General features: G+C 43.4%; 19 protein-coding genes and 2 pseudogenes. 7 read left to right on the forward strand and 14 right to left on the reverse strand.

Features of this window, described 5'->3' with window-relative positions; genetic code table 11:
• Positions 1–398: 398 nt before the first annotated feature.
• A complete protein-coding gene (locus ACOZB4_RS01690; protein WP_339264679.1) occupies positions 399–950 on the reverse strand; it encodes a TetR/AcrR family transcriptional regulator in 552 nt (183 codons plus the stop codon).
• A 163-nt stretch (positions 951–1,113) separates the two neighbouring features.
• Here ACOZB4_RS01690 and ACOZB4_RS01695 point away from each other — a divergent pair, with 163 nt between their 5' ends.
• Positions 1,114–2,040 (forward strand): ketopantoate reductase family protein, encoded by a 927-nt coding sequence (locus ACOZB4_RS01695; RefSeq protein ID WP_379405394.1) that lies wholly within the window; start codon positions 1,114–1,116, stop codon positions 2,038–2,040.
• 597 nt (positions 2,041–2,637) lie between these two features.
• Here ACOZB4_RS01695 and ACOZB4_RS01700 read toward each other — a convergent pair.
• Positions 2,638–2,979 carry a hypothetical protein gene (locus ACOZB4_RS01700; protein WP_379405396.1) on the reverse strand — a complete coding sequence of 114 codons (342 nt, stop codon included), beginning with the start codon at positions 2,977–2,979 and terminating at the stop codon, positions 2,638–2,640.
• The gene (locus ACOZB4_RS01705) at positions 2,949–3,353 is read right to left on the reverse strand and encodes a hypothetical protein (protein ID WP_379405398.1); all 405 of its coding nucleotides are present in this window, start codon (positions 3,351–3,353) and stop codon (positions 2,949–2,951) included. Before ACOZB4_RS01705 ends, ACOZB4_RS01700 begins: the two co-directional genes overlap by 31 nt.
• A gap of 270 nt (positions 3,354–3,623) precedes the next feature.
• Here ACOZB4_RS01705 and pyrH point away from each other — a divergent pair, with 270 nt between their 5' ends.
• From pyrH to xerS, 3 genes are all read left to right on the forward strand, one after another.
• Positions 3,624–4,361 (forward strand): UMP kinase, encoded by a 738-nt coding sequence (gene pyrH / locus ACOZB4_RS01710; protein WP_379405400.1) that lies wholly within the window; start codon positions 3,624–3,626, stop codon positions 4,359–4,361.
• Between the two features lie 374 nt (positions 4,362–4,735).
• Positions 4,736–5,173 (forward strand): hypothetical protein, encoded by a 438-nt coding sequence (locus tag ACOZB4_RS01715; protein ID WP_379405402.1) that lies wholly within the window; start codon positions 4,736–4,738, stop codon positions 5,171–5,173.
• Positions 5,174–5,511: 338 nt separating this feature from the next.
• Positions 5,512–6,597, forward strand: a complete 1,086-nt coding sequence (gene xerS, locus ACOZB4_RS01720; protein ID WP_379405404.1) for a tyrosine recombinase XerS — start codon at positions 5,512–5,514, stop codon at positions 6,595–6,597.
• Between the two features lie 439 nt (positions 6,598–7,036).
• On the opposite strand, the pseudogene ACOZB4_RS01725 reads toward xerS, so the two are convergent.
• The 3 genes and pseudogenes from ACOZB4_RS01725 to ACOZB4_RS01735 form a co-directional block, all read right to left on the reverse strand.
• A pseudogene (locus tag ACOZB4_RS01725) lies at positions 7,037–7,282 on the reverse strand (GNAT family N-acetyltransferase); the annotation flags it as partial.
• A 41-nt stretch (positions 7,283–7,323) separates the two neighbouring features.
• Positions 7,324–9,948 carry a glycoside hydrolase family 3 C-terminal domain-containing protein gene (locus ACOZB4_RS01730; protein WP_379405406.1) on the reverse strand — a complete coding sequence of 875 codons (2,625 nt, stop codon included), beginning with the start codon at positions 9,946–9,948 and terminating at the stop codon, positions 7,324–7,326.
• 254 nt (positions 9,949–10,202) lie between these two features.
• The gene (locus tag ACOZB4_RS01735; protein ID WP_379405408.1) at positions 10,203–12,998 is read right to left on the reverse strand and encodes a glycoside hydrolase family 38 C-terminal domain-containing protein; all 2,796 of its coding nucleotides are present in this window, start codon (positions 12,996–12,998) and stop codon (positions 10,203–10,205) included.
• 142 nt (positions 12,999–13,140) lie between these two features.
• On the opposite strand from ACOZB4_RS01735, the gene ACOZB4_RS01740 reads away from it, so the two are divergent.
• On the forward strand, positions 13,141–14,037 hold the full coding sequence (locus ACOZB4_RS01740) for a helix-turn-helix domain-containing protein (RefSeq protein ID WP_379405410.1): 897 nt from the start codon (positions 13,141–13,143) through the stop codon (positions 14,035–14,037).
• A gap of 28 nt (positions 14,038–14,065) precedes the next feature.
• Here ACOZB4_RS01740 and ACOZB4_RS01745 read toward each other — a convergent pair.
• Positions 14,066–14,479, reverse strand: a pseudogene (locus ACOZB4_RS01745) (sigma-70 family RNA polymerase sigma factor); the annotation flags it as partial.
• A gap of 372 nt (positions 14,480–14,851) precedes the next feature.
• Between ACOZB4_RS01745 and ACOZB4_RS01750 the strand changes: the two are divergent.
• Both ACOZB4_RS01750 and ACOZB4_RS01755 read left to right on the forward strand, forming a co-directional pair.
• Positions 14,852–15,682 carry a phytanoyl-CoA dioxygenase family protein gene (locus tag ACOZB4_RS01750; protein ID WP_379405412.1) on the forward strand — a complete coding sequence of 277 codons (831 nt, stop codon included), beginning with the start codon at positions 14,852–14,854 and terminating at the stop codon, positions 15,680–15,682.
• A 30-nt stretch (positions 15,683–15,712) separates the two neighbouring features.
• A complete protein-coding gene (locus ACOZB4_RS01755; RefSeq protein ID WP_379405414.1) occupies positions 15,713–16,645 on the forward strand; it encodes a hypothetical protein in 933 nt (310 codons plus the stop codon).
• Positions 16,646–16,747: 102 nt separating this feature from the next.
• Here ACOZB4_RS01755 and ACOZB4_RS01760 read toward each other — a convergent pair whose 3' ends face one another.
• The 7 genes from ACOZB4_RS01760 to ACOZB4_RS01790 form a co-directional block, all read right to left on the reverse strand.
• The gene (locus tag ACOZB4_RS01760) at positions 16,748–17,017 is read right to left on the reverse strand and encodes a hypothetical protein (RefSeq protein WP_379405416.1); all 270 of its coding nucleotides are present in this window, start codon (positions 17,015–17,017) and stop codon (positions 16,748–16,750) included.
• Between the two features lie 317 nt (positions 17,018–17,334).
• Entirely contained in the window at positions 17,335–18,102 is a 768-nt protein-coding gene (locus ACOZB4_RS01765) for a glucose 1-dehydrogenase (protein WP_379405418.1), read from the reverse strand.
• A gap of 26 nt (positions 18,103–18,128) precedes the next feature.
• Complete coding sequence (locus tag ACOZB4_RS01770) at positions 18,129–18,662, reverse strand: DUF4432 family protein (RefSeq protein WP_379405635.1); 534 nt, start codon at positions 18,660–18,662, stop codon at positions 18,129–18,131.
• 144 nt (positions 18,663–18,806) lie between these two features.
• Entirely contained in the window at positions 18,807–19,463 is a 657-nt protein-coding gene (locus ACOZB4_RS01775; RefSeq protein ID WP_379405420.1) for an RraA family protein, read from the reverse strand.
• Between the two features lie 29 nt (positions 19,464–19,492).
• A complete protein-coding gene (locus ACOZB4_RS01780; protein ID WP_379405422.1) occupies positions 19,493–20,572 on the reverse strand; it encodes a mannonate dehydratase in 1,080 nt (359 codons plus the stop codon).
• Between the two features lie 133 nt (positions 20,573–20,705).
• Positions 20,706–21,380 carry a GntR family transcriptional regulator gene (locus ACOZB4_RS01785; protein ID WP_379405424.1) on the reverse strand — a complete coding sequence of 225 codons (675 nt, stop codon included), beginning with the start codon at positions 21,378–21,380 and terminating at the stop codon, positions 20,706–20,708.
• A gap of 117 nt (positions 21,381–21,497) precedes the next feature.
• Positions 21,498–22,370 carry an AraC family transcriptional regulator gene (locus tag ACOZB4_RS01790; RefSeq protein WP_379405426.1) on the reverse strand — a complete coding sequence of 291 codons (873 nt, stop codon included), beginning with the start codon at positions 22,368–22,370 and terminating at the stop codon, positions 21,498–21,500.
• Positions 22,371–22,471 lie beyond the last annotated feature (101 nt).

Raw genomic sequence — 22,471 nt, forward strand, 5'->3', positions numbered from 1 at the left:
TAGCTGGAGGACGAACGAACTTATAAACTGCAGGTTTGAGAAATTCATATATAATGTATGACATTATTGTCGAGGGACAAGATCATGGTCCCATTGATAGTCGCTATTTTAGCGTCTTTTTTGTTTTATCGGTACAAGTTCTTGTCCCGAGTCAAGGACAAGAACTTGTACCGATTGCCGAATATGGACAAGAACTAGAACATGGTACTATTGCCGATTTGATAAATATCTACCTGGGAAAGGTGGGGCTCTTTTGAGTGATAAACTAGACTGGATTAGGATCAATAAAACTTCAGTCCTCGGAAGTATTTCAACTGGCTGTAAACCCGTTTGAAAATGTAAATATTAATTTAATTTCAAAACTTTTATGCAGGTATCACACTTCAAATTTAATACGTTTACCATAGCTGCAGCCTTGCTTCCAAAATTCTAGCCATCTGTTCAACCATCTCTTCTGGCGTATATGGCATAGATTGGACGACCCACCACTCAATCAACCCCGTAATGGAAACGGATAAGAATTGCGCCAATACATCCTTGTGGATACCGGTTTCTAGCTTCATTTGGTTCACCACCAAGGTGATATTCGCTTCAATCATCTGTGTCATACGGTGTCTGAATGTCGGAATACCTTTATTGGTAATCAAAACGCCATAGATTTCTGCATGCTCTTTCAGATACGTGAACGCACGAATCAGCAGGTCCCGGGACAGTTCATTGGTTGGCCCATCCTCCGGAACACAACTCTCAGCAAGCATCATCAGATACGTTTCCACGCTCTGTTCCAGCAGGTCATATTTGTCTGTAAAATGCAAATAGATCGTTCCGCGGTTGACATTGGCCCGATCCGCAATCCCTTGAATGGTGACCCTCTCAAATTCCTGCTCTCCCAACAGCCCAATAAACGCTTGCATAATCATTTGTCTTGATCGCACGATGCGCCGATCCATGGTTTTCCCCTCTTTCCTGAACACATCCAGCATTCGTTGTTCATTTCTCAACAGAAATGAAAGCAATTAGCCATTGCTCCTGCATCCGTTCCAATGATATCTTGATTGTAATACACAGATGTTATATATTCAACAACTGTTAATTATAAAAGGAGGGACAATATTGAATATACTTGTGTACGGTGCAGGTGTGCAGGGAAGCTATCTGGCACATGTCCTAGTAAAGGGCGGTCATGACGTGACTGTGTTGGCAAGAGGAAAGCGAGCGGAGGAACTGGAAAAGGAGGGACTGGTCATTCGGCATTACCTTCAGCGCAAGACAACAGTTGATCGGGTTCGTGTAATTCGCAGACTAGATTCAGGTGACGCGTATGACTTGATCTTCGTCATGATGAAATATTCGGATTTCGAGGCTGTGCTACCAATCCTCGCAGAAAACGTTAGCCGTCATATCGTATTGGTCGGCAACAATATGAATACCTACGCCATGCAGGACCATTTGAGTAAACATGGAAAGTCGCCTAAACAGGTTGCTTTTGGCTTCCAAGCTACCGCAGGTACACGTACCGACGGGCGAGTCATTTGCATACGTGGCGGCCATGGGGAGATGGTCATCGGGGGTCTGAACGGTCCCGTTCCGTTTCGCTCCTTGCTGGAGCAGGCATTCATGCCAACTAAGTACAAGCTCAGTTACCATGATCAGATCGATGCCTGGCTGAAAAACCACATGGTGCTGGTCGTGCCCATGAACATGGTCATTCTGTTCCATAGCTTCCAGATGAAACAGGTTGTCCGTGACGACAGGCGAATGCGTCAATTAGTGGCGGCGATGGGAGAGGGCTTCCGTGTACTTGAATCATTGGGGTACCCGTTAACCCCTGTGAAGCAAGCGTCTTGGATTACCGGCTATCCAAATTTAATCCGCTGGGCGTTGAGGATTTTCTTCATGCTTCCGGTTAGCGGGTTGATTGATGGGACAGCTGTTGAGCTCAGAGCCTTGAATGAGGACTTTGCCGAATGGAGGGCAAGGTCGGATGTGCCTACGCCAAACTGGAATGCGTTAGAAACAGATTGGCTTATTCAATCATAGTCACTGCTGCAAGCCGTGTGATATATCGTGAAGAGTGATTTCGGGAAGTGTTGAAGCACTTACAGGGCCGTCCTTACGGCCTGTCTTTCCGGTAGAAGTTCTTGTCCTTTGCTTCATGTCTAATGACACAATTGTGACCCCATTACGAAAAGTACAAAAGCCTGATTCTCGGGGCTTTTTTTTGTGTTTTTTTTGTGTCATTATTATAATTGTCGGGTTACAAAAACATAGTAACATTAGAAGCCGCAAATTACGCGGCTTTTTGTATTTATGTTATCAAGTTCTTGTCATAACCCATTGACAAGAACTTGATAACATTCCCGACAGATGACAAGAATATTGTTACATTCCGGTTATGATATCATTGACGGCGTCAAATAAAGATGATTAGACGCCTTTTTATTAAACTAACGGGCAGGATAGTTTAAGATCAAGCGCAGGAAACCGTATCATAAATAAGGGCAAGTTTTTTTGCGGAATTCCTTGAAAAGGTACATAGGGTTATCATTTTTTGAGTGAAACATCCCCGTCACATCCCACGGAAGGAAGAGGGCTTCGTGGACGCAGGAGGGTCCCCGAGGCTGGGAAAGAAAAGTGTCAGAAGTGTCGATGCTGGCACTGAACGAAGTCGGCCGTCTGTTGCTGCTCGTCGACCGAGAGGAAGAAGTCGGAGCCGTCAACGTAAGGATTCGTACCTGTTTGGGCGTCAATGGTTCGCAGGACAACTCGGACGCGGTGAGTGGGCTTTCGGCCAGACAGTGGGTACGGAAGGTGCTCTTCAAGTTGGTCGGAGAACGGCTTCAGCGCGGCAAGCATGACCCAGATGTTCGTTTCGTCGCTGTCGGCAGTGACGTTTCCGTTCCGATCGAACGTCTCTTTCAGCTTCCGGAGAACCAATTCGTTTGCCGTCAGTTTCTTTCCGCTTGGTCTTTCAGCCATTGTTCCACCTCCTCGTCGTGCGCTCCGTCCTGCGTGAAGAACGTCATCATGTAGTCGTTGTCGTACAGCACCGCGATTTTGTACACCTGGAGTACTTCGCCTACGTCGAGCAGTTCGACGTACTCGGAGCAACTTCCCAGGAGTCCGCCTTCTTCGTGGTTCAGCCCGACGCTGCCGAGGTCGCGGACGTTGTCTCCCGCTTCGAGAAAGACAATGTAGCCGTGCCTGCCCAAACGGAATTCGCTCCCCGCGTCGTTCTCCAGTTCGAGCCTGAGTTTGTTGAAGTAGTCCTCGACCTGATCGAGGAGTGCCGCCGGAAGTGCTCCGGCGCGGCGGAGCACGTTTAAATCCTGATGTGTAGTGATGATACGCAAAACAAATGCCTCCTTAAGAAATGAAATTGGCTCCTTATTACAGGCGGTCATGGAAATAATATATGGTTGAAATTCTGCCACTTTCGGAGTTGCGTTTTACTCCCACACAGTATAGAATTAATTGATGAAAAATTACTGGAAGGGGTGGGAATATGAGGTGGAAACGGAAGGCTTACAATAAGTCGATTGTTACAATTTCATATTCTCGTTCCATTAAGACACTAAAGCATTCGTTGCTTTAGTGTTTTTTATTTGCGCGGAGGTGTTAATTTGACAAGGTACAAAAGAGTTCTTATTAAACTAAGTGGTGGAGCAGTCGCCGGAAGCACGGAATTTGGTTTTGAGCCTGAAAGATTGGACCATATTGCTAATGAAATTATGTCAGTTGTGAATCTAGGTGTTGAGGTATCATTAGTCATTGGTGGAGGGAATATCTTCCGCGGCAATATGGCGGAAGGCTGGGGAATAGAAAGAGCAGAGGCTGACAATATCGGGACACTCGCAACTGTTATTAACAGCTTAATGCTTCGTGGAGTTCTTAAAGCCAAAACAAACAAAGAAGTTCGTGTAATGACAGCAATACCTATTACATCAGTTGCTGAACCATACATCAGACTAAGGGCAGTTCACCATCTGGAAAAGGGCTACATTGTCATCTTTTCAGGAGGAAATGGGCAACCCTACGTTACAACAGATTATCCTTCCGTTCAAAGGGCAATCGAAGTTAATTGTGAAGCTCTGTTAGTTGCAAAACAAGGTGTTGATGGTGTCCTCAATGCAGACCCTAAGCACGACAAAGAGGCAAGAAAGTACAGGTCTCTTCACTACAATGATGTCTTAAAACATAACTTGAAGGTAATGGATCAATCAGCTTTCATTTTAGCTAGAGACTACCATCTGCCAATGCATGTGTTTAATTTTGACAAGCCAGGCACAATGAAAGAGATTTGTGAAGGAAAAAATAATGGTACTATTATTAGCGGTGAATCAATTTTGGAATTGGAATAACAGAACTTCTGTCCGAGGGAGCACTTTTGTGCTCCCTCGATTTCGTAAAAAACTTGCCGTTACAGACAGTGCGGAGAACCGTATCATAAATAAGGGCAAGAAGAGAAGACATTAAAACAGGGGTTGACAAAAAAATTACTTATAAATTTAAATCAGATACCGTTACTGCTTATCGTGACCCTAAACCGGGCTATGGTGGGCGAAGGATACAACGGGACATGCAGATTCTGCCTATAAAGTATTTAAAGAAGCGAAAAGCTGTAAGGAGCTTCATTGGGTTGCTGATTCAGACAAATATGGTAATTTTATTGAGGGCAAACATAAGAGTTCTACTGGTACAGTAATAAAAATCAAGTAGATTAGAGGTATGAGATATGTCTATATCAAAAACAGAGGCAATAAAGCTGTTCGAATTAGGATTTCGGAGACCATTATATGCAGACAAGGTATATCCACAGGACATTTTTGAATATCAAGATTCCGTTTGGGTTGTAGGAGGAAGGGTTTTACCATCAACGGGATTTCTCTGCGATGAAGAGGTTTATAAAAAGGGAGTATGGATACCGAGTATTCTCGATTTAATGTCCTGGCTAGAGGATAATGATTGCAAATTCAATCTATCTTATATTGGAACAGGTTATAAACTAATCGTTAGTGATAACCATGAAATAGAGTACTCCTCTAAAGGAGCAACTCCGGAATTTGCCTTTTATAACGTTATCGTTAAGATTCTCAAAAAGTATGGAGGGAATCCTGTAAATAAAGAATATGAAGTAATTAAAGCCGAATTTATTGATAGAAAGGATTTATAAACAGTACACAAGTAAGACCTTGAAGGTTATTTACCCTTCAAGGTCTTACTTGTATCTCACGTACGTAGCTAATCTTCTAGCCTGGAGAGTCTGGTCACGGAAAGAGCCAAGCTTCAAATAAAGATACTGTTAGCATTTCCAAAAACACTGCTAACAAAGATCTTTGACAGAACGAAATGGTTGGGTGAGACAAGATACTGCTGGTGGTGACTTCACAGGTACTTGTTGTCTAGATTCTAGTTAGGATCCTGAATACCACACGCAATAATTACGTAAAATAATAATTTGACGAATAATTATAAATAAGTTACTCTGGAAACAAGGGAGGTTGGCAATAAGTGGATAAAATTGCGAAGCTGCATTATATGAAACGCGTGGAAGCCAAGAGTGCTGAGCTCCCGTGGTACGTGACCGAATACATCGATGGCCGAAAACGCAAACTGTCGCATACGACGCTGCTGAACTACTGTCACGATTACCTCATCTTTTTTGATTGGCTTGTATCAGTTAAATCGAACATCCATGATCGCAAAAACATTGAAATGTCCATACTCGAATCGCTGACCGTGCGTGAAGTCGAAAATTTTCTGTATTATTTGGAATATCAATTGGATAACAACAAATATACGATCAACCGGAAGTTGTCTGCATTAAAATCGCTGTTTGATTATCTTCAAAACAAGGCCGAAACTCCGGATCTTAAGCCATATATTCAGCGTAATGTCATGGCCAAAATCGACTTTAATCCAATTAAGGAAAGCCAGGAAACGATCGCTTACCGAATTGAAGGCAAAATTTTGCGGGAAGACGATCTCGAGAAATTCCGTCAGTTTGTGGCTCATGATTTTGGGGAACTCCATAAAACCAATAAACGTTTACAGCGCTTTCATGAATTTAACCGGGAACGGGATACGGCGATCGTTTCGCTAATTCTCGGCTCCGGACTGCGTTTATCCGAAGTAGCGGGAATTAACATCGAGGATTTGGATATGAACAAAGGCCAAGTGCGTGTTCTGCGTAAAGGCAATAAAGAGCAATATGTATACTTTAGCCAGCAAGCATTGTTGGACCTGGAGAGCTATTTGAAGATCCGTGAAGCTAGGTATAAACCGGAAAAATCGGAAAATCACCTGTTTATAGCAGCGCCGATCGGACGCAAAGGCCAAAGCCGGCGGTTGACACCAAGGTCGATCGAAAAGCTGATTGAAAAATACGCTGCAGCGTTTGGTAAGCCGGCATTGACGGTGCATTCCTTGAGACACTCATTTGCAACACGTTATCATCGTGAGAACAACGACGTGCCGAAGCTGAAGAATCAGCTGGGACATTCGTCGATTCAGACAACGATGATTTACACGCATTTAACAGATGAAGAGATGAGAAAAGCCGTCAATAATATGGATAAGATGAAATTATACGATTGATGCAAAAATGGCCGTTGCACCGGTCGTTTCTTTAACACTTTTACACAAAACTCGTATTTTGTACATATGTTGAACCATTGATGGAATATACGATTTCATTTTTCTTGGTCCCATTGTTCCTCTAAAATATTTTAACCAACAAGAATGTGATAATTGCAGCGATAATGCTAGTCATTACTGCTACAAATAAGAGAATGACTACGATAGTAATAATGTGTACTAGTTTATCCGATTTCTCCAACGATGACTCTCCTATCCGATGATTTCTTTTTTTCAGAATAATACAATCTTGAGACGACAAGCAGCCGATTAACGTTGATCGGCTGTCTTCTTGTTCTTATTGAGCTATCGTCTCCCGTTAGCTTAATAAACACGCCAAATTCTTTGAATAATTGGATTGGCCTCATTAGATCTACACCTGTATTTTATGTCAATTATTTTATATCTCTTTCCACTCTTCTTTTAGAATAGCGTAAAAGTATTCATCCCACCATGCTGTACCTTTCTTAAAGTTGGCAGGCATACACTTCTTAAAATGAGCTTCTCTTCTCATACCAATCTTCTCCATAATACGATTAGAAGGAATATTCTGTGGCTGACAAGTAGCGATTATTCGATGGACGTTCACTTCTTCAAAAGCGTACTTAACAATTGCTCGTGCTGCTTCCGTTGCAAACCCTTTATTAAAATGGATACAATACGAGTACCGGCAAGTTACGCTTATATTTATTTCCGAACGAAAAACTCTCCTGTCAGTGGAGCGTCGTCCGAGTTAGGTCCGACCATCACCTCAAATTTACCCGGTTCCACAACCCATTCATAGTTTCTAGTAAGTGTTCGGAGTTGTCTGTATCCCAGTGTCAACGTGATGCGCTTTGTTTCGCCTTTTTCAAGATGAATTCGCTTAAATCCCGCGAGCTCCTTACATGGTCTAACCGTACTGCTGAATTCATCTCGGATATAGAGCTGGGCAACTTCCTCCCCTGCGACAGCTCCCGTATTGGTTACGTTAAACGATACGTTTACTTCCCCATCCGGAGCTATCTCCTTAGCTGAAATATCAAGATCCGAATAAGCAAATGTTGTGTAACTCAGACCAAACCCAAATGGGTACAACGGGAGCCAGTCCATTTCAACATATTTATGTCCATAGAACGGTCGGCGATTATAGAATACAGGCAGCTGACCTACCGATCTTGGGAAAGACATAGGAATGCGACCTGCAGGATTGACATCTCCGAAAATAACCTCTGCCATGGCATTTCCGCCCTGCTCACCAACAAACCATGCCTCTATAATCGCGTCCAGATGTTCTGCCTCCCATGTGATCGACAGCGGACGTCCGTTTTGGAGGACAAGAACAACAGGCGTTCCTGTTTCATAAATTTTCTTGACGAGTTCAAGTTGTCTTCCCGGAAGATTAAGGTCCGCTCTGTCCAGGTTTTCTCCACTGGTCTGCTCGTTGTCACCCACCGCAACAATTGCAACATCCGCCGCTTCGGCCGCTTTAACCGCTGCGTCCATATCGTTGTTGCCAAGGCTGTAACCGAGGATGACCCTTACCCCCCGTGAATCATTGAGATACTCGACCTTAACGTCGTACTCCTCGCCTTTGACAAATTGGAACGCAACCATCTGATTGGCGTCATGGTCTCCCCAACCGTCAACAAGCATCTTGCCGTCGACCCACAGGCGCATGCTGTCCATGCTGCTGAGTCCAATATAACCATCCACTGTAACGTCCGGTTTAATTTTGCCTGTCCAGCGAACGGTGAAGTTATCTGCGTTTACGCCGTCAGCAGGCTTTGTGTAAATCCAGTTGAAGTTGATCTGTCTGTCATTTCGTACGCAAGCAGGTTCTCCCTCAAAAGAAAGAGAATTGTAGTACTCACCCAAAAGCCCGTCGTTGCCGGCATGGTCCTTGAGCCATTTGTCTGGTAAAGGCATAAGGTCGGACTCCAGAATCTCGCATCCTTTGGCATAGATCAATTCGGTCTTATCCGAAACGATGTTTTTGATGCCCTGGAGAAGCGTAACCGCATGCTCCGGCACCACAGGGCTGCTGTAATCCCCGTAACGCGGAACATCGGCGCTTGGTCCGATCACTGCAATCTTGCCGATGTCTTTTTTGAGGGGAAGCGTATTTTTGCTGTTTTTCAACAGGGTGATCGACTTTCTTGCAATTTCGAGAGCCGTCTGCACGTGCTCCTCACAGTGGACAACTTTCGAAGAAAGTTCGGTATCCGTATATGGATTTTCAAAAAGCCCTACTGCAAATTTAACGGTAAGAACACGTCCTGCGGCTGTGTCTACAACCTTCTCGTCCACCTCGCCTGATTTGACAAGGTCAATAATGCTGTCCTGGTATATATCATGCGGAAAGTCGTAAAGCTGCATATCAACACCGGCTTCAAGGCCCATTTTGATAGCTTCCCGTTTGCTTTCAGCAACATAATGACAGGTATGCAGCATGGAGACAGCCGTCATGTCCGATCTTACGAAGCCCTTCATGCCCCACTTATCGCGAAGTACACCGGTAAGCAGCGAATGGTCGCCTGCCACAGGAACGCCGTCAATGGAATTATAGGAACACATGGTATTCATGGCACCCGCTTGGAAAGCAGCCTCAAATACAGGCAGACAGAAAAATGCATTGTCAAATTGCCCCATCATAGCCGGAGCACAATTGTGTCCTCCCCTTGGCGCACCGTATCCTGTAAAGTGTTTTGGTTCCGACACCACGGCATCGGGTCTAGTGAGGTCATCCGTTTGAAGCCCTTTTACCATGCTCTCCGCAAACAGAGACCCCAGATAAGGATCCTCTCCGTATCCTTCTTCCACTCGTCCCCACCGGATTTCCCTGGCGAGGTCGAGAACAGGTGCCCACACCTCATGTATACCAAAGCTGCGCGCCTCGGAAGCTATTATTCTTGCTTGTTTATATCCGAGTTCAGGCTCAAATGTTGAAGCAAGTGCAACCTGCTGAGGGAGTACGGTACAGCCTCTCCATCCAAAACCGTGAAGTCCCTCTTCGCTGAAGAGTACCGGAATTCCCAATCTTGAATTTTGGATGATATACTCTTGAATTTTATTGGCTGTCTCTGCTTTGGAATTTCGGTTTTGGATGCAACCGATTCCAATTCCGGCAGATACCTTCTCCATTTTTTCGTAGTTCAGCGCATCTGCATTTAAACCTTCTACTGAGTCGGAAATTTCATTGCCCGAATAAATATCAAGCTGTCTTACCTTTTCTTCCAGCGACATTCTCGATAAAAGGTCCGCAACTCTTTCTTCAACCGGCAAGCTTGCATTCATATAAGGGTAATGTTGTAAGTCTTTTCTTGTGCTCATTGTTTTCTCCTTTTTGCTCTCTAAATGCCTGACACGATTATTCGTGAATCATGATTTCGGTAACATTAACTTTCATGAGAACCACTTTGTCTATCGAATAAACAAAGTTAATAAAGCATTCGCCTGTCAGCCGGTGCCACGCTTCTTTCAGCTCACGTTCGATGACATGAACCGGAATCGCCAAAGATGGATCCGAACTGCGGATAATGCAGGAATACCTGAAACTTCACACCTAATCATCAAATCATCTATGTCTACTCGAGCACTATTTTTACTGTACCTATTTGATAAGGCTGGATGACCAACTTGAGTGTTGTATCCTCTACCCTTAGCTCTTCCTTATATGCTACCTTTTGTTCATTGATATCTGTCCAATAGGCATGATTGATTCGTTCTGGACAAATCAATGTGATGGTGTCTGTTTTCCCTTCCATCTCATAAAAACGCACGATGAAACTTCTATCCCCATCCTCTGATCCTTTGATACAAGAAACTACAGAGGTCTGAGACTCAAATGCTATAAAGGAATGTCTTGGATTAAGCTTCCCTTGTTGTCTTAGCCCTGTTACTATAGTCATCTCGTGATTATATTTTTGGACATAGTCATGCAGCACTTTGGGATTGCTGGAATGCATAGCACCTAATCCAAATTCGAGATGATTGATTCCATACTCTGGACATGGATCTGGATCATAGGATCCTCTTAGTAAAGTAAGGGTAAGACTGTTATCTACGCCTCTAAATCCATAACCTACTTTGGACATGAGCATCACACCCGCTGATCCGTCCTGATCTTCTCCAAAGATATAGTTATTCCCTGGAAGATCTATGTCTAGTGCTTGCCTTGTAACCCTGCCGAAAGGAACATCATAATGATACATGGCACATGAATCATGAAGCGGCATATAGAATTGCAGTTGCGGTACGCCTTTTCCAAGACGTCCCACCTCTTGCCAATCACATTCTACTTTATAGTCCAGATGACTGCTTCCTTTATCTAATGAAATCATCACTTTTAACTTTGAATTTCTAAAACCTAACTCATAAGCAATATGGCTTCTTAATGTGCCTGTTGCGCTTGTGATTTCAAGATTTTGATGAATCCATTGGATATTTTTGTACCGTCCAACAAACCAAGAAGACATGCCTGTACCCTCATCAGTAATCTCCTTATGGTCTGCCTCATCTACTAATCGAAATATCCCTGATTTTCTCGCAGCATCGATCATTTCTTTCCCAGTTACTTTATCAATCATGGAGTCAATCGATCCGTCTAAGCTATTAAACACAACTTTAATCTTCTCATTTTCTAACGTATAGCATGGTTCATTTTGGGTACGTTTTTCATGCCAATAACTTACTTTAACCTGTTCAATAGACTGTTCCGTTAACATGTATGTTGCATAACCGCATGCGGGAACATCCACTTCTAATGCCACATTTAGATAATTGTGTCCCCAATAGTGATTAAAGTCTTTCTCCAAAACCTGGTGTGATACGACTTCACCTTTTTCATTGGTAAACAACATACGCTCGTGGTCATATGGCCATTCCCAAATCATCAATTCAACCACTTCTTGGCGGGCCTGCATCGTTGGATTAAACACATGATACATTCGGTTTTTGCCTGTACCATTCTCATACTGTGAGGATCCTGCACCGGCACCATAAGCCAAGCCTGGTTCAGTCTCACCTTCACTTACGATAAAATCAGCCGTATGAATCTGCTGAGCGATCTTTTGCAGGGCTATTTTCTTAGTGCTGTTTGTTGATGCTGCAACGTCTTGATAAAGGCCTAAAGCATAATCTCTTGTAGCATCTACCCCTGAACCGGTTAAAATATCATGGAACTGATTAAATAATACGGATTTCCAGGCTTTTTCAAAACGTTGCTTTGGATATTGGACCCCTTGTGTTACAGCCGCCCACGTACTAAAGAGCTCTGCTTCATATAACCCATTTTCAGAAGCTTTGTTACCCTTTTTAATCCGGCTCTGAGAGCTGTAGCATCCATCACAGATAAAATTCTGTTCTTGAACTTCAATAGGCAGCCGGTCACTTTGCTTTTCAACGATTTCAAAATACTCTCTATACGTCGAAAATTTCACTTTAGGATAGATTGGCCACGTGGCCACATCCTTGATTCTTTCGATATCTCTTCTTGTGGGTCCACCGCCATGGTCACCTACCCCATAAACTTTTAGAACAGAAGGGATATGAGTTCGATCCGCTAGATCGGGTACACAAAGACACATGTCAGAATGAATAAACGCATTATAAAATTGGGGTTCCCAATTTACGATGATTTCAGCGCCCGAACGGCTCCGCCATCGATAAAGTGTTGGTCCCTCTTTTCGCCCTCTGCAGTGATAGTAATACTTCACGCCAGCTTTGGTGAGAATCTCCGGTGTGCTGATACTATGTCCAAATGTATCGGGTTCAAAATCAATGTTGAAGGAATCTAATGGCAGATTAAACAGTTGAGACAAGTATTTTTTCGTATATAACAATTGTCTCGTTTGGCTCTCTCCACTTGGCATATTTTTATCTGCCTCAACCCATGTAGACGCGGTAATCTCCCATCTGCCTTCGGCCACTCTTTGTTTAATCTCTTCTAACATTTCTGGGTCATAGGTCTCTACAATCTTATACAACGAACCTTGAGATTGTGAAAAAGTAAAATCCTCATCCTCTCTCATGATGTGTAACATCGTTCGAAATGTATCTAAAGTGATACCTACGGTTTCATCGAAGCCCCATTGCCAATTCATATCAATATGCGCATGGGCCACACATAACATTTCAAACTGCTTGGCTTCTTCTTGAAGTGGCATGAGTCTATTCTCCATCTTACTTACCAGCTCATTGGTGATAGCCCCATGCGCGTCATATCCCTCGACTAAATCCTTCTCCACTTCTTGAATAAGATCATCAAATGCCCCTTCGTTTCTTGCTGACAAAAGGGTTGCATACTTCATTTGTGTCAATGCACGGTCTTCTTGATAGGTTCGTTTTTTATTTCGTAATCTATTGGTTAATTTCTCAAGCATCGCTGGTTCCTCCTTATGTTGGAATGAGAGATCTCATCAAATTTTGGGGATATCGTAGAATTTAGTGTACAATATCTATGTATAGGAATCTTTAAGCCTGCTGGACATTAGATTGAGAAATGACGACATGGGAGGGTCTATTATGGCTGACATCATTAGTTATCTGACTGCTAAAAATTTCACCATTAGCCTTAGTGGACTTCAGATCAAAGTACTAGATGCCGCCGTATTAGATGCTGGACCGCATTGGGAAAAAGAAGATCACTTTCACACTTACTTTGAATTTCATATGATTAAATCCGGGAAAGGTACTGTGTCGATCGAGGGCCAGGCACTCCCTTTTCAAGAAGGAGACTTCTATATCACGGCACCTTATGTGACACACCAACAAGTATCCGATCCTGAAAATCCTATGGTAGAATACTGTTTGCAATGTGAAATTAGCCGATCTGTTACACCAGATTCCGCCTACTTTAATTCATCAGTGGATACAGAATTTTTCATCAATGTTCTTTCGACTACCTACCCCCGCACCTTCCAAGACAACTATGGCGCCATGGGGTTATTTGATTCTATTATCCAAGAAACATCCCTTAAACTCCCAGGATTTTCTTTGCAAATTCAACCACTATTATTCCTTTTAGTTGTAAGCTTATTTCGCTCTGTGATTACCACACTGGATCATACCCATATACCTGATCCGCAAAGCGATGTCCGTGTATCCCGGATTATGAATTTTATCGAAAACAACTATCACCTTTCCCCTACGATCGATGATCTGTCTAAGCTGATTTTCCTTAGCCCGAAACAGATTAATCGGATTATGAAAAAACATGTGGGCTATACCTTTAACGAACAACTTTTACTTAACAAAGTCTCTCAAGCTAAACATTTGTTGAATCATTCTACCCTAAGCACGCAAGCGATAGCTGATGCTTGTGGTTTTTCTAGCCACTACTATATGTATCAAGTTTTTAAACGGCTCGAGCTTCCTCCTCCGGCGAGTTTTAGAAAAACTCGAAGTAACAATTCATACTAAGTTCAGAAGAGTGCCACCATGCTAATATTCACATTTTATAAAACTCATGATGCAGCTTCATGAGCGCCCGCTTCTCGATCCGAGACACATAGCTCCGCGAGATGCAGAGCTCCTTGGCGATCTCCCTCTGCGTCCGCTCCTCGCCGCCGAACTCCAGACCGAAGCGCCCTTTGATCACTTCCTGCTCACGTTCATCCAATGTGTCCAGGTTGCGGTATATTTTCCTCTTCTCGATCTTGAGTTGTACCATATCCGCCACGTCATCCCCCTCGCTGCTGAGGATACCTATCAAGGTAATTTCATTACCTTCCTTGTCAGTTCCGATCGGATTATGGTGAGAGACGTCTTTGCGCGTCTTTTTCAAAGATCGTAAATGCATAAGTATTTCGTTCTCGATACAACGAGCTGCAAATGTAGCCAACTTTGTACCTTTATTACTTCTTGCTCAACTCTGGAACGTAATTGAACAAACTCCAATTGATTATGCAATCGCTTCTCTTTTGCAATTTCATTCATTAAATCTTCCGCTTTCGGGTATAGTCCAATTTCATCTATAAAAGCATGATCTATACCATTGTACTGAATATGTTATGTAAGAACGCCACATCTTGAAAGCTTCTTGCATATGTTCCAAGGTGATTTGAGCAGGCTTATCGTTCAGCCTTTATTTTCGCCATAATCACGGTCTTTATCGCTTCTAAATCCCCTTTATGTTTCCAATCCTATTTGATAGGTTTTGGAAAGTAAATGCTCATCTTGTGGTCTAGAATAAACCCAGTAAGCCAATTTTACCAGTAAAGATGAGGTGTCGATAATGGGAGTTATACCTTATAACATTACAACAGCGGATAAAGAGAAGTTTAATCAAGACGGTTATTGGATCAGTCCGAAATTGCTGGATGACAAGACGATCGAGCGTCTTCGTGGCGCGCATGAGCGCATTTGGAAGAAAGATTACGATGGGGCTGGCCTGCCTCTTCATGACTTCAATCTTTCTGATAATCCATATGCTCTTCGTAAATTCGATAATGGCTGGTGGGTTAACGATGAAGTTCGTAGTGTCGTCACCGATCCGAATTTAGGCCAAATGGCTGCGAATCTGCTGAATGAGGATGAAATTCGTCTATGGCATGATCAAGTCATCTACAAACCGGGTACTTCAGGGCAAGAAACAAATCTAGGAAATGTAGGCTGGCATCAGGATTACGGCTTTTGGCGTGCAAGCAGTACATCTAATATGATAACGGTTTGGATTGCATTGCAGGACACGGACCTAAATAACGGCGGTATGATGACAATCCTTGGATCACATAAGTGGGGTGCTATCGAGGGAAGTGATACTTTCTTCGAACAGGATATGGAAAAGCTGAAACAGCGTTTTGCAACGCGAGATTGGATAGAGGAGCCTTGTATTCTAAAAGCTGGCCACGCGAGCTTCCACCATGCCCTTACATTCCATGGCTCGTCAACGAATTTCACAGATCAGCCTCGGTTATCTGTTGTCGCTCATTTAATGCCTGGAGATACATCCTACAAAGAGGGTAAAGCTCGGCATGATAATGTTCGATTGCTCGGCCCGCGTCCACAATTCGGACAGAAGTTCGATAATGAGTTCTTTCCGTTGCTGTATTCGAATACGCAGTGAGAGACTTAACAAAGGAATAGAGGGATTATTATGACAATAAGCAAACCTCAACAATTAGGAAATACCGCACGCAGCTATGATCTTGTTCCAGGCTGGGCAAAGCTTCCTCCTCACTTAGAGTTTGGCTATACACATGGAATCGTCGTAGATCAACAGGATAACGTCTATGTTTTTCATACAGGCAAGCCCTCCATTTTAAAATTTGATGAGTCTGGGGAATTTAAAGCGGCTTGGGGCGAGGAGTTCGAGGGTGGCGCACACGGATTCTATCTTCATAAGGAACAAAATAATGAATACCTGTTTATTACCGACACCGCTCGCGGTAAAGTTGTGAAAATGGATTTAAACGGGAAGCACTTGTTAACATTGGGAACACCGGATCGTCCTGATATATACAACGAAGAGTTTAAATATATCCCCACAGATGTAGCCGTTTCGGCAAATGGTGATATTTATGTAGCTGATGGCTATGGACAAAGCTGGATCCATCACTATACGGCAGCAGGGGAATATATCCGTTCCTGGGGTGGAAAAGGTACAGAAATGGGACGATTAAACTGTCCACATGGCATTTCCATAGATATACGTAGTGGTATAGAAGAGGTTTATGTAGCCGATCGCGGAAATCATCGAATTCAAGTCTTTACCTTACAGGGCAATTTCAAAAGAGTCATCGTTGATGATATGGATCAGCCCTGTAGCTTTTATTACTATGGAGAGGATCTCTTCTTCCCAGACCTAAACAGCAGGGTTACGATTTTCGATAAAAATGATCGATTGATCTGTCATTTAGGTGAAGATCAACAGGCTTATAAGCAAACCGGCTGGCCGAATTTAGCTAAGTCCTACTACAGAGATAATAAATTCAGCTCGCCTCATGGAGTTTGTGTCGATTCCAAGGGTTCTGTTTATGTTGCTGAATGGATTATCGATGGACGTGTAACAAAGCTTACATTGGCTTAATTGTATAGAAGATCGCCCTATCCGGCTAACTTGGCCAGATGGTTGGCGGTCTTTTGCGTTCTGGCCAATAACAGCCGTCACTAGCAATCATTAAATTTATGGTCAATTGACCGATGAAACAGCTCCTATCACATAGAGAAGGACCTGCGGTGAAACACCGAGGTCCTTTCCGGATGTGTATTTATTAGCGAATGAATTATCAAATTGAAGCAACCGCCGTTCCCCTGGACTAACCACTGGATTGTCCAGCTTTCGTATAACCACACTTCCGTCTGCTCCTTCATAATACAATCCTGATCCGACCGCATGCATGTTGCGATTGCCGTCCTTTACAACCGATAAAGGCGATACGAGCGTCCCTAACTTCTCCATCCGCCACATGTTCGGATTATCTACGAGTGGAACGAGGGAGAAAAGGGATAATGAGAGGTAATGATTTACTTCGGACCCACCAGGAGGAATGCGGGAGGAATACTGATAAACGAACTCGAGTTATTACATCGGAACAAGGGTTAAGCAACCTTCAGTTCAGCCGCCGGTCCCGCTGGATCGACGGATGAGGTCATTAACCGACCGTTCCCCGGTGGAGTACCGAGAAACGGTCGCAGCATAAAGGAGTCTTATTATAATTGTCTACTTAACGGGGTTATGACCAACCAGGAATCCGATAACGGATATTTTAGCGTCAATTAATACAAGACCATACCACCATCTGCAAATATTGTGGTCCCTGTCACATAGCTGGCTTCTTCGGATAATAGCCATGCTACCGGTGCAGCAACTTGTTCAGGTGTCCCTACTTGCCTAGAAGGAATTTTGTTGATAATTGCTTGTGTGATCGCCGGATCGCTGAATAACTTTTCATTCATTAACGTATCAATTGCACCAGGAGCAACCGAATTGATTCGAATTCCTTTATCCGCATATTCACGTGCTAATGTTTCTGTTAACAGCTTCAACCCACCTTTGGATGAGGCATAATGTACATAGTGGGGTTTAGGAATTTGTTGATGAACACTCGAGACATTCACAATGCTCCCTTTGATATCGTGTTTTAGCAAGTAATTGATTGTTTCTTGACATCCTAGAAAGGTCCCACGTAAATTAATATCCATGATGCGATTCCACTCATCTACCGGCAAGCTCTCGGAAGGATATTCAGATTGAACACCAGCATTATTCACGATGCCGTGCAAGGTTCCAAAGTGAGCAATAGCCGTATCCACCAGCTTCTTCGCGGTGTCTACCTTCCCAACGTCTCCTTGACAAGCAACAGCTTGCCCTCCCGCTGCTTTAATAAGTGCAATTGCTTCTTCTGCTAACCGTTTACTACGATCACTTGCAAAATTTATCACTACTTTGCATTTTTCTTTCCCTAGACGAAGCGCGATCCCTCTGCCAATTCCTTGTGCTGCGCCGGTCACGATAAACACTTTTCCCTGCAAATCATAGAACATGAGATAACCTCCTTTTGCTACGTGGTTTATCTGCTATTCTTTAATCTCGTCCATGATAACTTCAATTCAAATGACCTTGTCTGCTGAGCCTTTATTTCAATCGCTTCGCCGCGTTGCATGGATTCATGTAAGCCCCCTTCATGCGACGCAGAATTCGGCTCAACCCCCATGACATAGCATGCACCATAGAATGGATAGTCTTGAAGACCATTGAACTCTTGCCATAACCAGAGATTCGGCATGATTTCAGTATCCCATTCCACAATAACGCGCAAATCCAGTCTTTCATTATTTATGGCATACCATCCAGCAGATAGATCCTTTATTATCGCAAAATCCGTTGCCTTTTCTGCAGGTACGATACTTATATCACGGGGCGCATCCTCTATAGGCCATGAATACGTCCCTTTCTTCAGACGAGATCGTACCGGATCACGCTCAGCAGATTCAATCGTATGCGCAGGCACTTCAAGGGTTACGCCCGATCCGATCAGCGGGGCACCAAAAGCGATGTGCTGTCCCCATTCAACCCATAAGTCTTGTTGCCCATGGTTCGTGATTCGTTATTGGATAGCTATTGATTGATCTGCTTCATCGATCATGACAATACGTTCAATAGCATATGGCGTTTTATATAGTCGTGTTGAGAATGTAATTGTGGACCTGGATTTATAATTTTTTTAATATCCATAGCCTTTACCTCCCTACAGAATGCCGAATTTCTCGAATGCCTCGGATACCTTCATTCCCTTGAGAATGTGGTCTCTAACCATATTTTCACCGTTTACCTTTTCGAATGCTTTGGCTATGACCTCATCCTCGACTTCTTTCGGAACAACGACAATCCCATCCATATCGCCAAAAATCAGATCGCCAGGATGAATCAACACATCGCCAATTTTAATTGTTACATTATAATCAATGACTTCATTACGAGCATAAGAGTCGGTTGGACGCGTTCCTTTCACAAAGACCGGGAAGCCTAGCTCTTTAATTTTTTTTACATCTCGGCATAACCCATCGATGACAGCGCCTCTGCCTCCAGCTACTTTCGTAGCTGCCGACATTAATTCACCGAAAAATGCCGAACGCTCGGAACCTCCTACATCGCCGACGAATACTTCTCCAGGCTGGATGCTGTCCAATACTTCAATTTGTTTCTTGTAGGCTTGTACGGGTTCTCGGGAGACATCTGCGACTTGTACCGTTTTGGCATAACCACACACAACCATGTCGGGATCCAATGGACGAATATGCGGCGGAAGCGCCTGATTTCGCAACCCAAGGCTATCCAAAATGTCGGATATGACCGCCGAATATAGCTTTTCTTGCAGTTGGTCCAAGTAATCTTGATTTTTCATATCTTTTATCCCTCTTCTATTTTAGTTTTTTATTTCTCTTTATCGATTTGTTGCATGGTTGCACGCATATAGCCTAATGCATAAGCCATACCTGCATGCCAAGGTGCATCACACGTCATTAATGGCGTATGATCCGGTATAAGCACACCTTTAAATTGATGTTTCTTGAATAAACGCAGCGCTTTAATCATATCGATATCGCCTTCATCAACGAAGACCTCTCTATAATTAGGAACCTTTCCCTTTACGTTACGAAAATGAACATAAGATATTTTATCCTGTGAAGCATATTGTTCAATGGCTTCATAGACATCGCCAGTGACCATTTCTTGAATCGAACCCATACAAAACTCGATTGCGTTACTGCTGCTGTGCACGAGATCAATCATTCTCTGATATTTGTCAGGTTCATTGACTAAACGTGCATGCTGACGAATTTCCGGCATCGGTGGATCGTCTGGATGCAGTGATAACTTCACGCCTGCTTCCTCGGCAACCGGCAAGACACGCTCTAGAAAATAGGCTAAACGTTCCCAAATTTCTTCATGCGAGGTAGGCGGCAGATACCCTTGATCCAACAGACTCGCATCATAGGTCATATTCCACACCTGACCAAGCGGTAGCCGTTTGTTTAACTCCTCCATCGTTGGGTGGAATGTCGATGTCAACGCCCCGCCACGTGCGGATGGCTTCTGAAAATGTCCCCAGACACCCGCAATACTAAAGTTATATCCAATTACAGGTATGCCTGCCCGGCCTACATTCCGAATGATTTGCTTGAGGTGTTCAATTTGTTGATCTCGCTTTGGTCCTGCTAGCAGAACATCATACCAATCCGATGGATTAAAGTTCTCAATCGCTGCGAATTCAAGCCCCTCCCGATTTAATTCTTCTTTCAACTTCACAAGATTCTCGTACTCCCAGATCGGGTCATTGACTCGGGCGATACCATAATTATGTTCCCCATCCGTGGATGGCAGCCCCTGATCATCAATCTCTCCGTAATAATTCACCAAATGCACGACAACAGCCTCACAACCAGCCTGCTTTGCGAATTGATAGTATTCTTTCTTTAACATATGACGATATAAGCCAATGCCCAGCTTCATATCAACTGCTCCTTTTTGTATGAATTGATTATAGATCAAATTCTGAAATCTGAAATATCAGATGATCCGAGAAAAAACATACCTACATTACCTGTGAAAACACAAGCATAAGTATGTCGCAGCTACCAGCTTGTTATATGGCGCCACCGTTCTCTTCTATTAAATAAATCATATATTGCTTACTCTTCTCCAGGTGCGCCACCAATAAATCGGAAGCATGCTGGAGACGATTCTGCTTCATTACTTCGATAAGCTGCGCATGCTCTTGAATACCTTCTTTGGAGCGATCAAAGTTCTGAAAATGAAAGATGCGTGAAATATACAGGAAGCTATTCAAGAGTTCATATTGATTCGAGATCAATTGATTGTGGCTCATCGTCACAATTGCCTTATGGAACAGAACATCAGCTTCAAGAAATTGCTGGTAATCGAAATGATCACTTTCCAAATTTACCTTGGCCCGATGAACATGCTCTGTTAATTGAACGACCAGCTGCTCGCAATCATCCTTCGATAAGTGCTCGATACTCCATTTCTCAATCATAATCCTTGCATCCATCACTTCTGCAATGCGCTTACCCGTCAATTGGGTCACATAGGTACCTGATCGTGAGACCACTTCGACAAGCCCATCATTCGCCAATCGATGAATAGCCAGCTTAACAGGCGTTTTACTAACTCCCATCTTGTTACTTAAGTCACCCAGATCAAGACGTGCACCGCCTTTATACTCCCGCGTTAATATTTGGTTTTTTAAAATATGATAGACTTGTTCATTCAAGTCCTGTCGTTCAATCTTTAAATCCATAAGACCTCCGTTTAATTCCATATAAATTCCATTAAATATCTAAAATTGAAATCTGAAATATCAGATTTCAATTGATTATATGACGGATGTATTCTAATTACAACTCCCTATTGAACACTAACCATTCTGATTTCTCCATGCCCTTGGTGTCACACCTATCAATTTTTTGAACACTGTTGCAAAATGCTGGCTCGTCTTAAAACCAAGCTCCATGGCGATATCCGTTATGGACATCTTCGATTCCTTCAGTACCTGACATGCGTAGTCCATTCGAACTCGCTCCATATACGCCGTAGGTGATTGTCCATTCGTCTCACGGAACACGCGATAGAAATGCGACTCACTTAACCCAATCTCCTCCGCAAGCTGCCCAATAGCGTATCGTGCAGATGGATTCTGCTGGATTCTTTCCTTCAGCTGTTGCGTGTAGGCATGCATGTTTTGTGATTGAACAACTAGTTGTGGATGATGCAGCATGTGCAGCAAAATTTCCATGACATAATGGCGAAGCTGGAATTCCAGAAGCTCCGTATTCTGCTGCATTATAAGTTGCTTCAATCGTTCGAAGTAGACGACAACATCATTACTGACCCATTGAATGCGAGGGCAGTTTTGCATCCATTTGACAAATGTATGACGCTCCTCTTCATGGAGGCCGAACCATTCCTTATGCTGAGCTGGATCGCGAACAATGATCCACCAAATCGTTGATGGTCCAATATAATCAAAGCTGGCACGGTGTCGCTCGCCCGGTCTAGTAAGAATGATATGCTGCGCACTCGTATGGTGAAATTCTCCTCCTACCTCCCAATCGACAGCCCCCTGATCAACATAGACGAATTCATATGCATCTTCGTGCACATGATCGGTTAAGAGTTCTGCTTTACTGAAATGGTCGTATCCCAAAAGCACTAAATCTTTGACACGAGCCGCAGGGCCATGCTCCTCATCTACAATATAAACCCAACGTTCATTTTTGGTACGATCCACCACAATGAATACACGCCTCTCTTCGCATTATGTTTCAGATCCTATTAGATATAATTCGAAAAGTCAAATGAGATAAATTGCTATACACTGAGAGCGTAATC

Source organism: Paenibacillus sp. NPDC058898, assembly GCF_049316025.1.
GTDB lineage: Bacteria > Bacillota > Bacilli > Paenibacillales > Paenibacillaceae > Paenibacillus_AQ.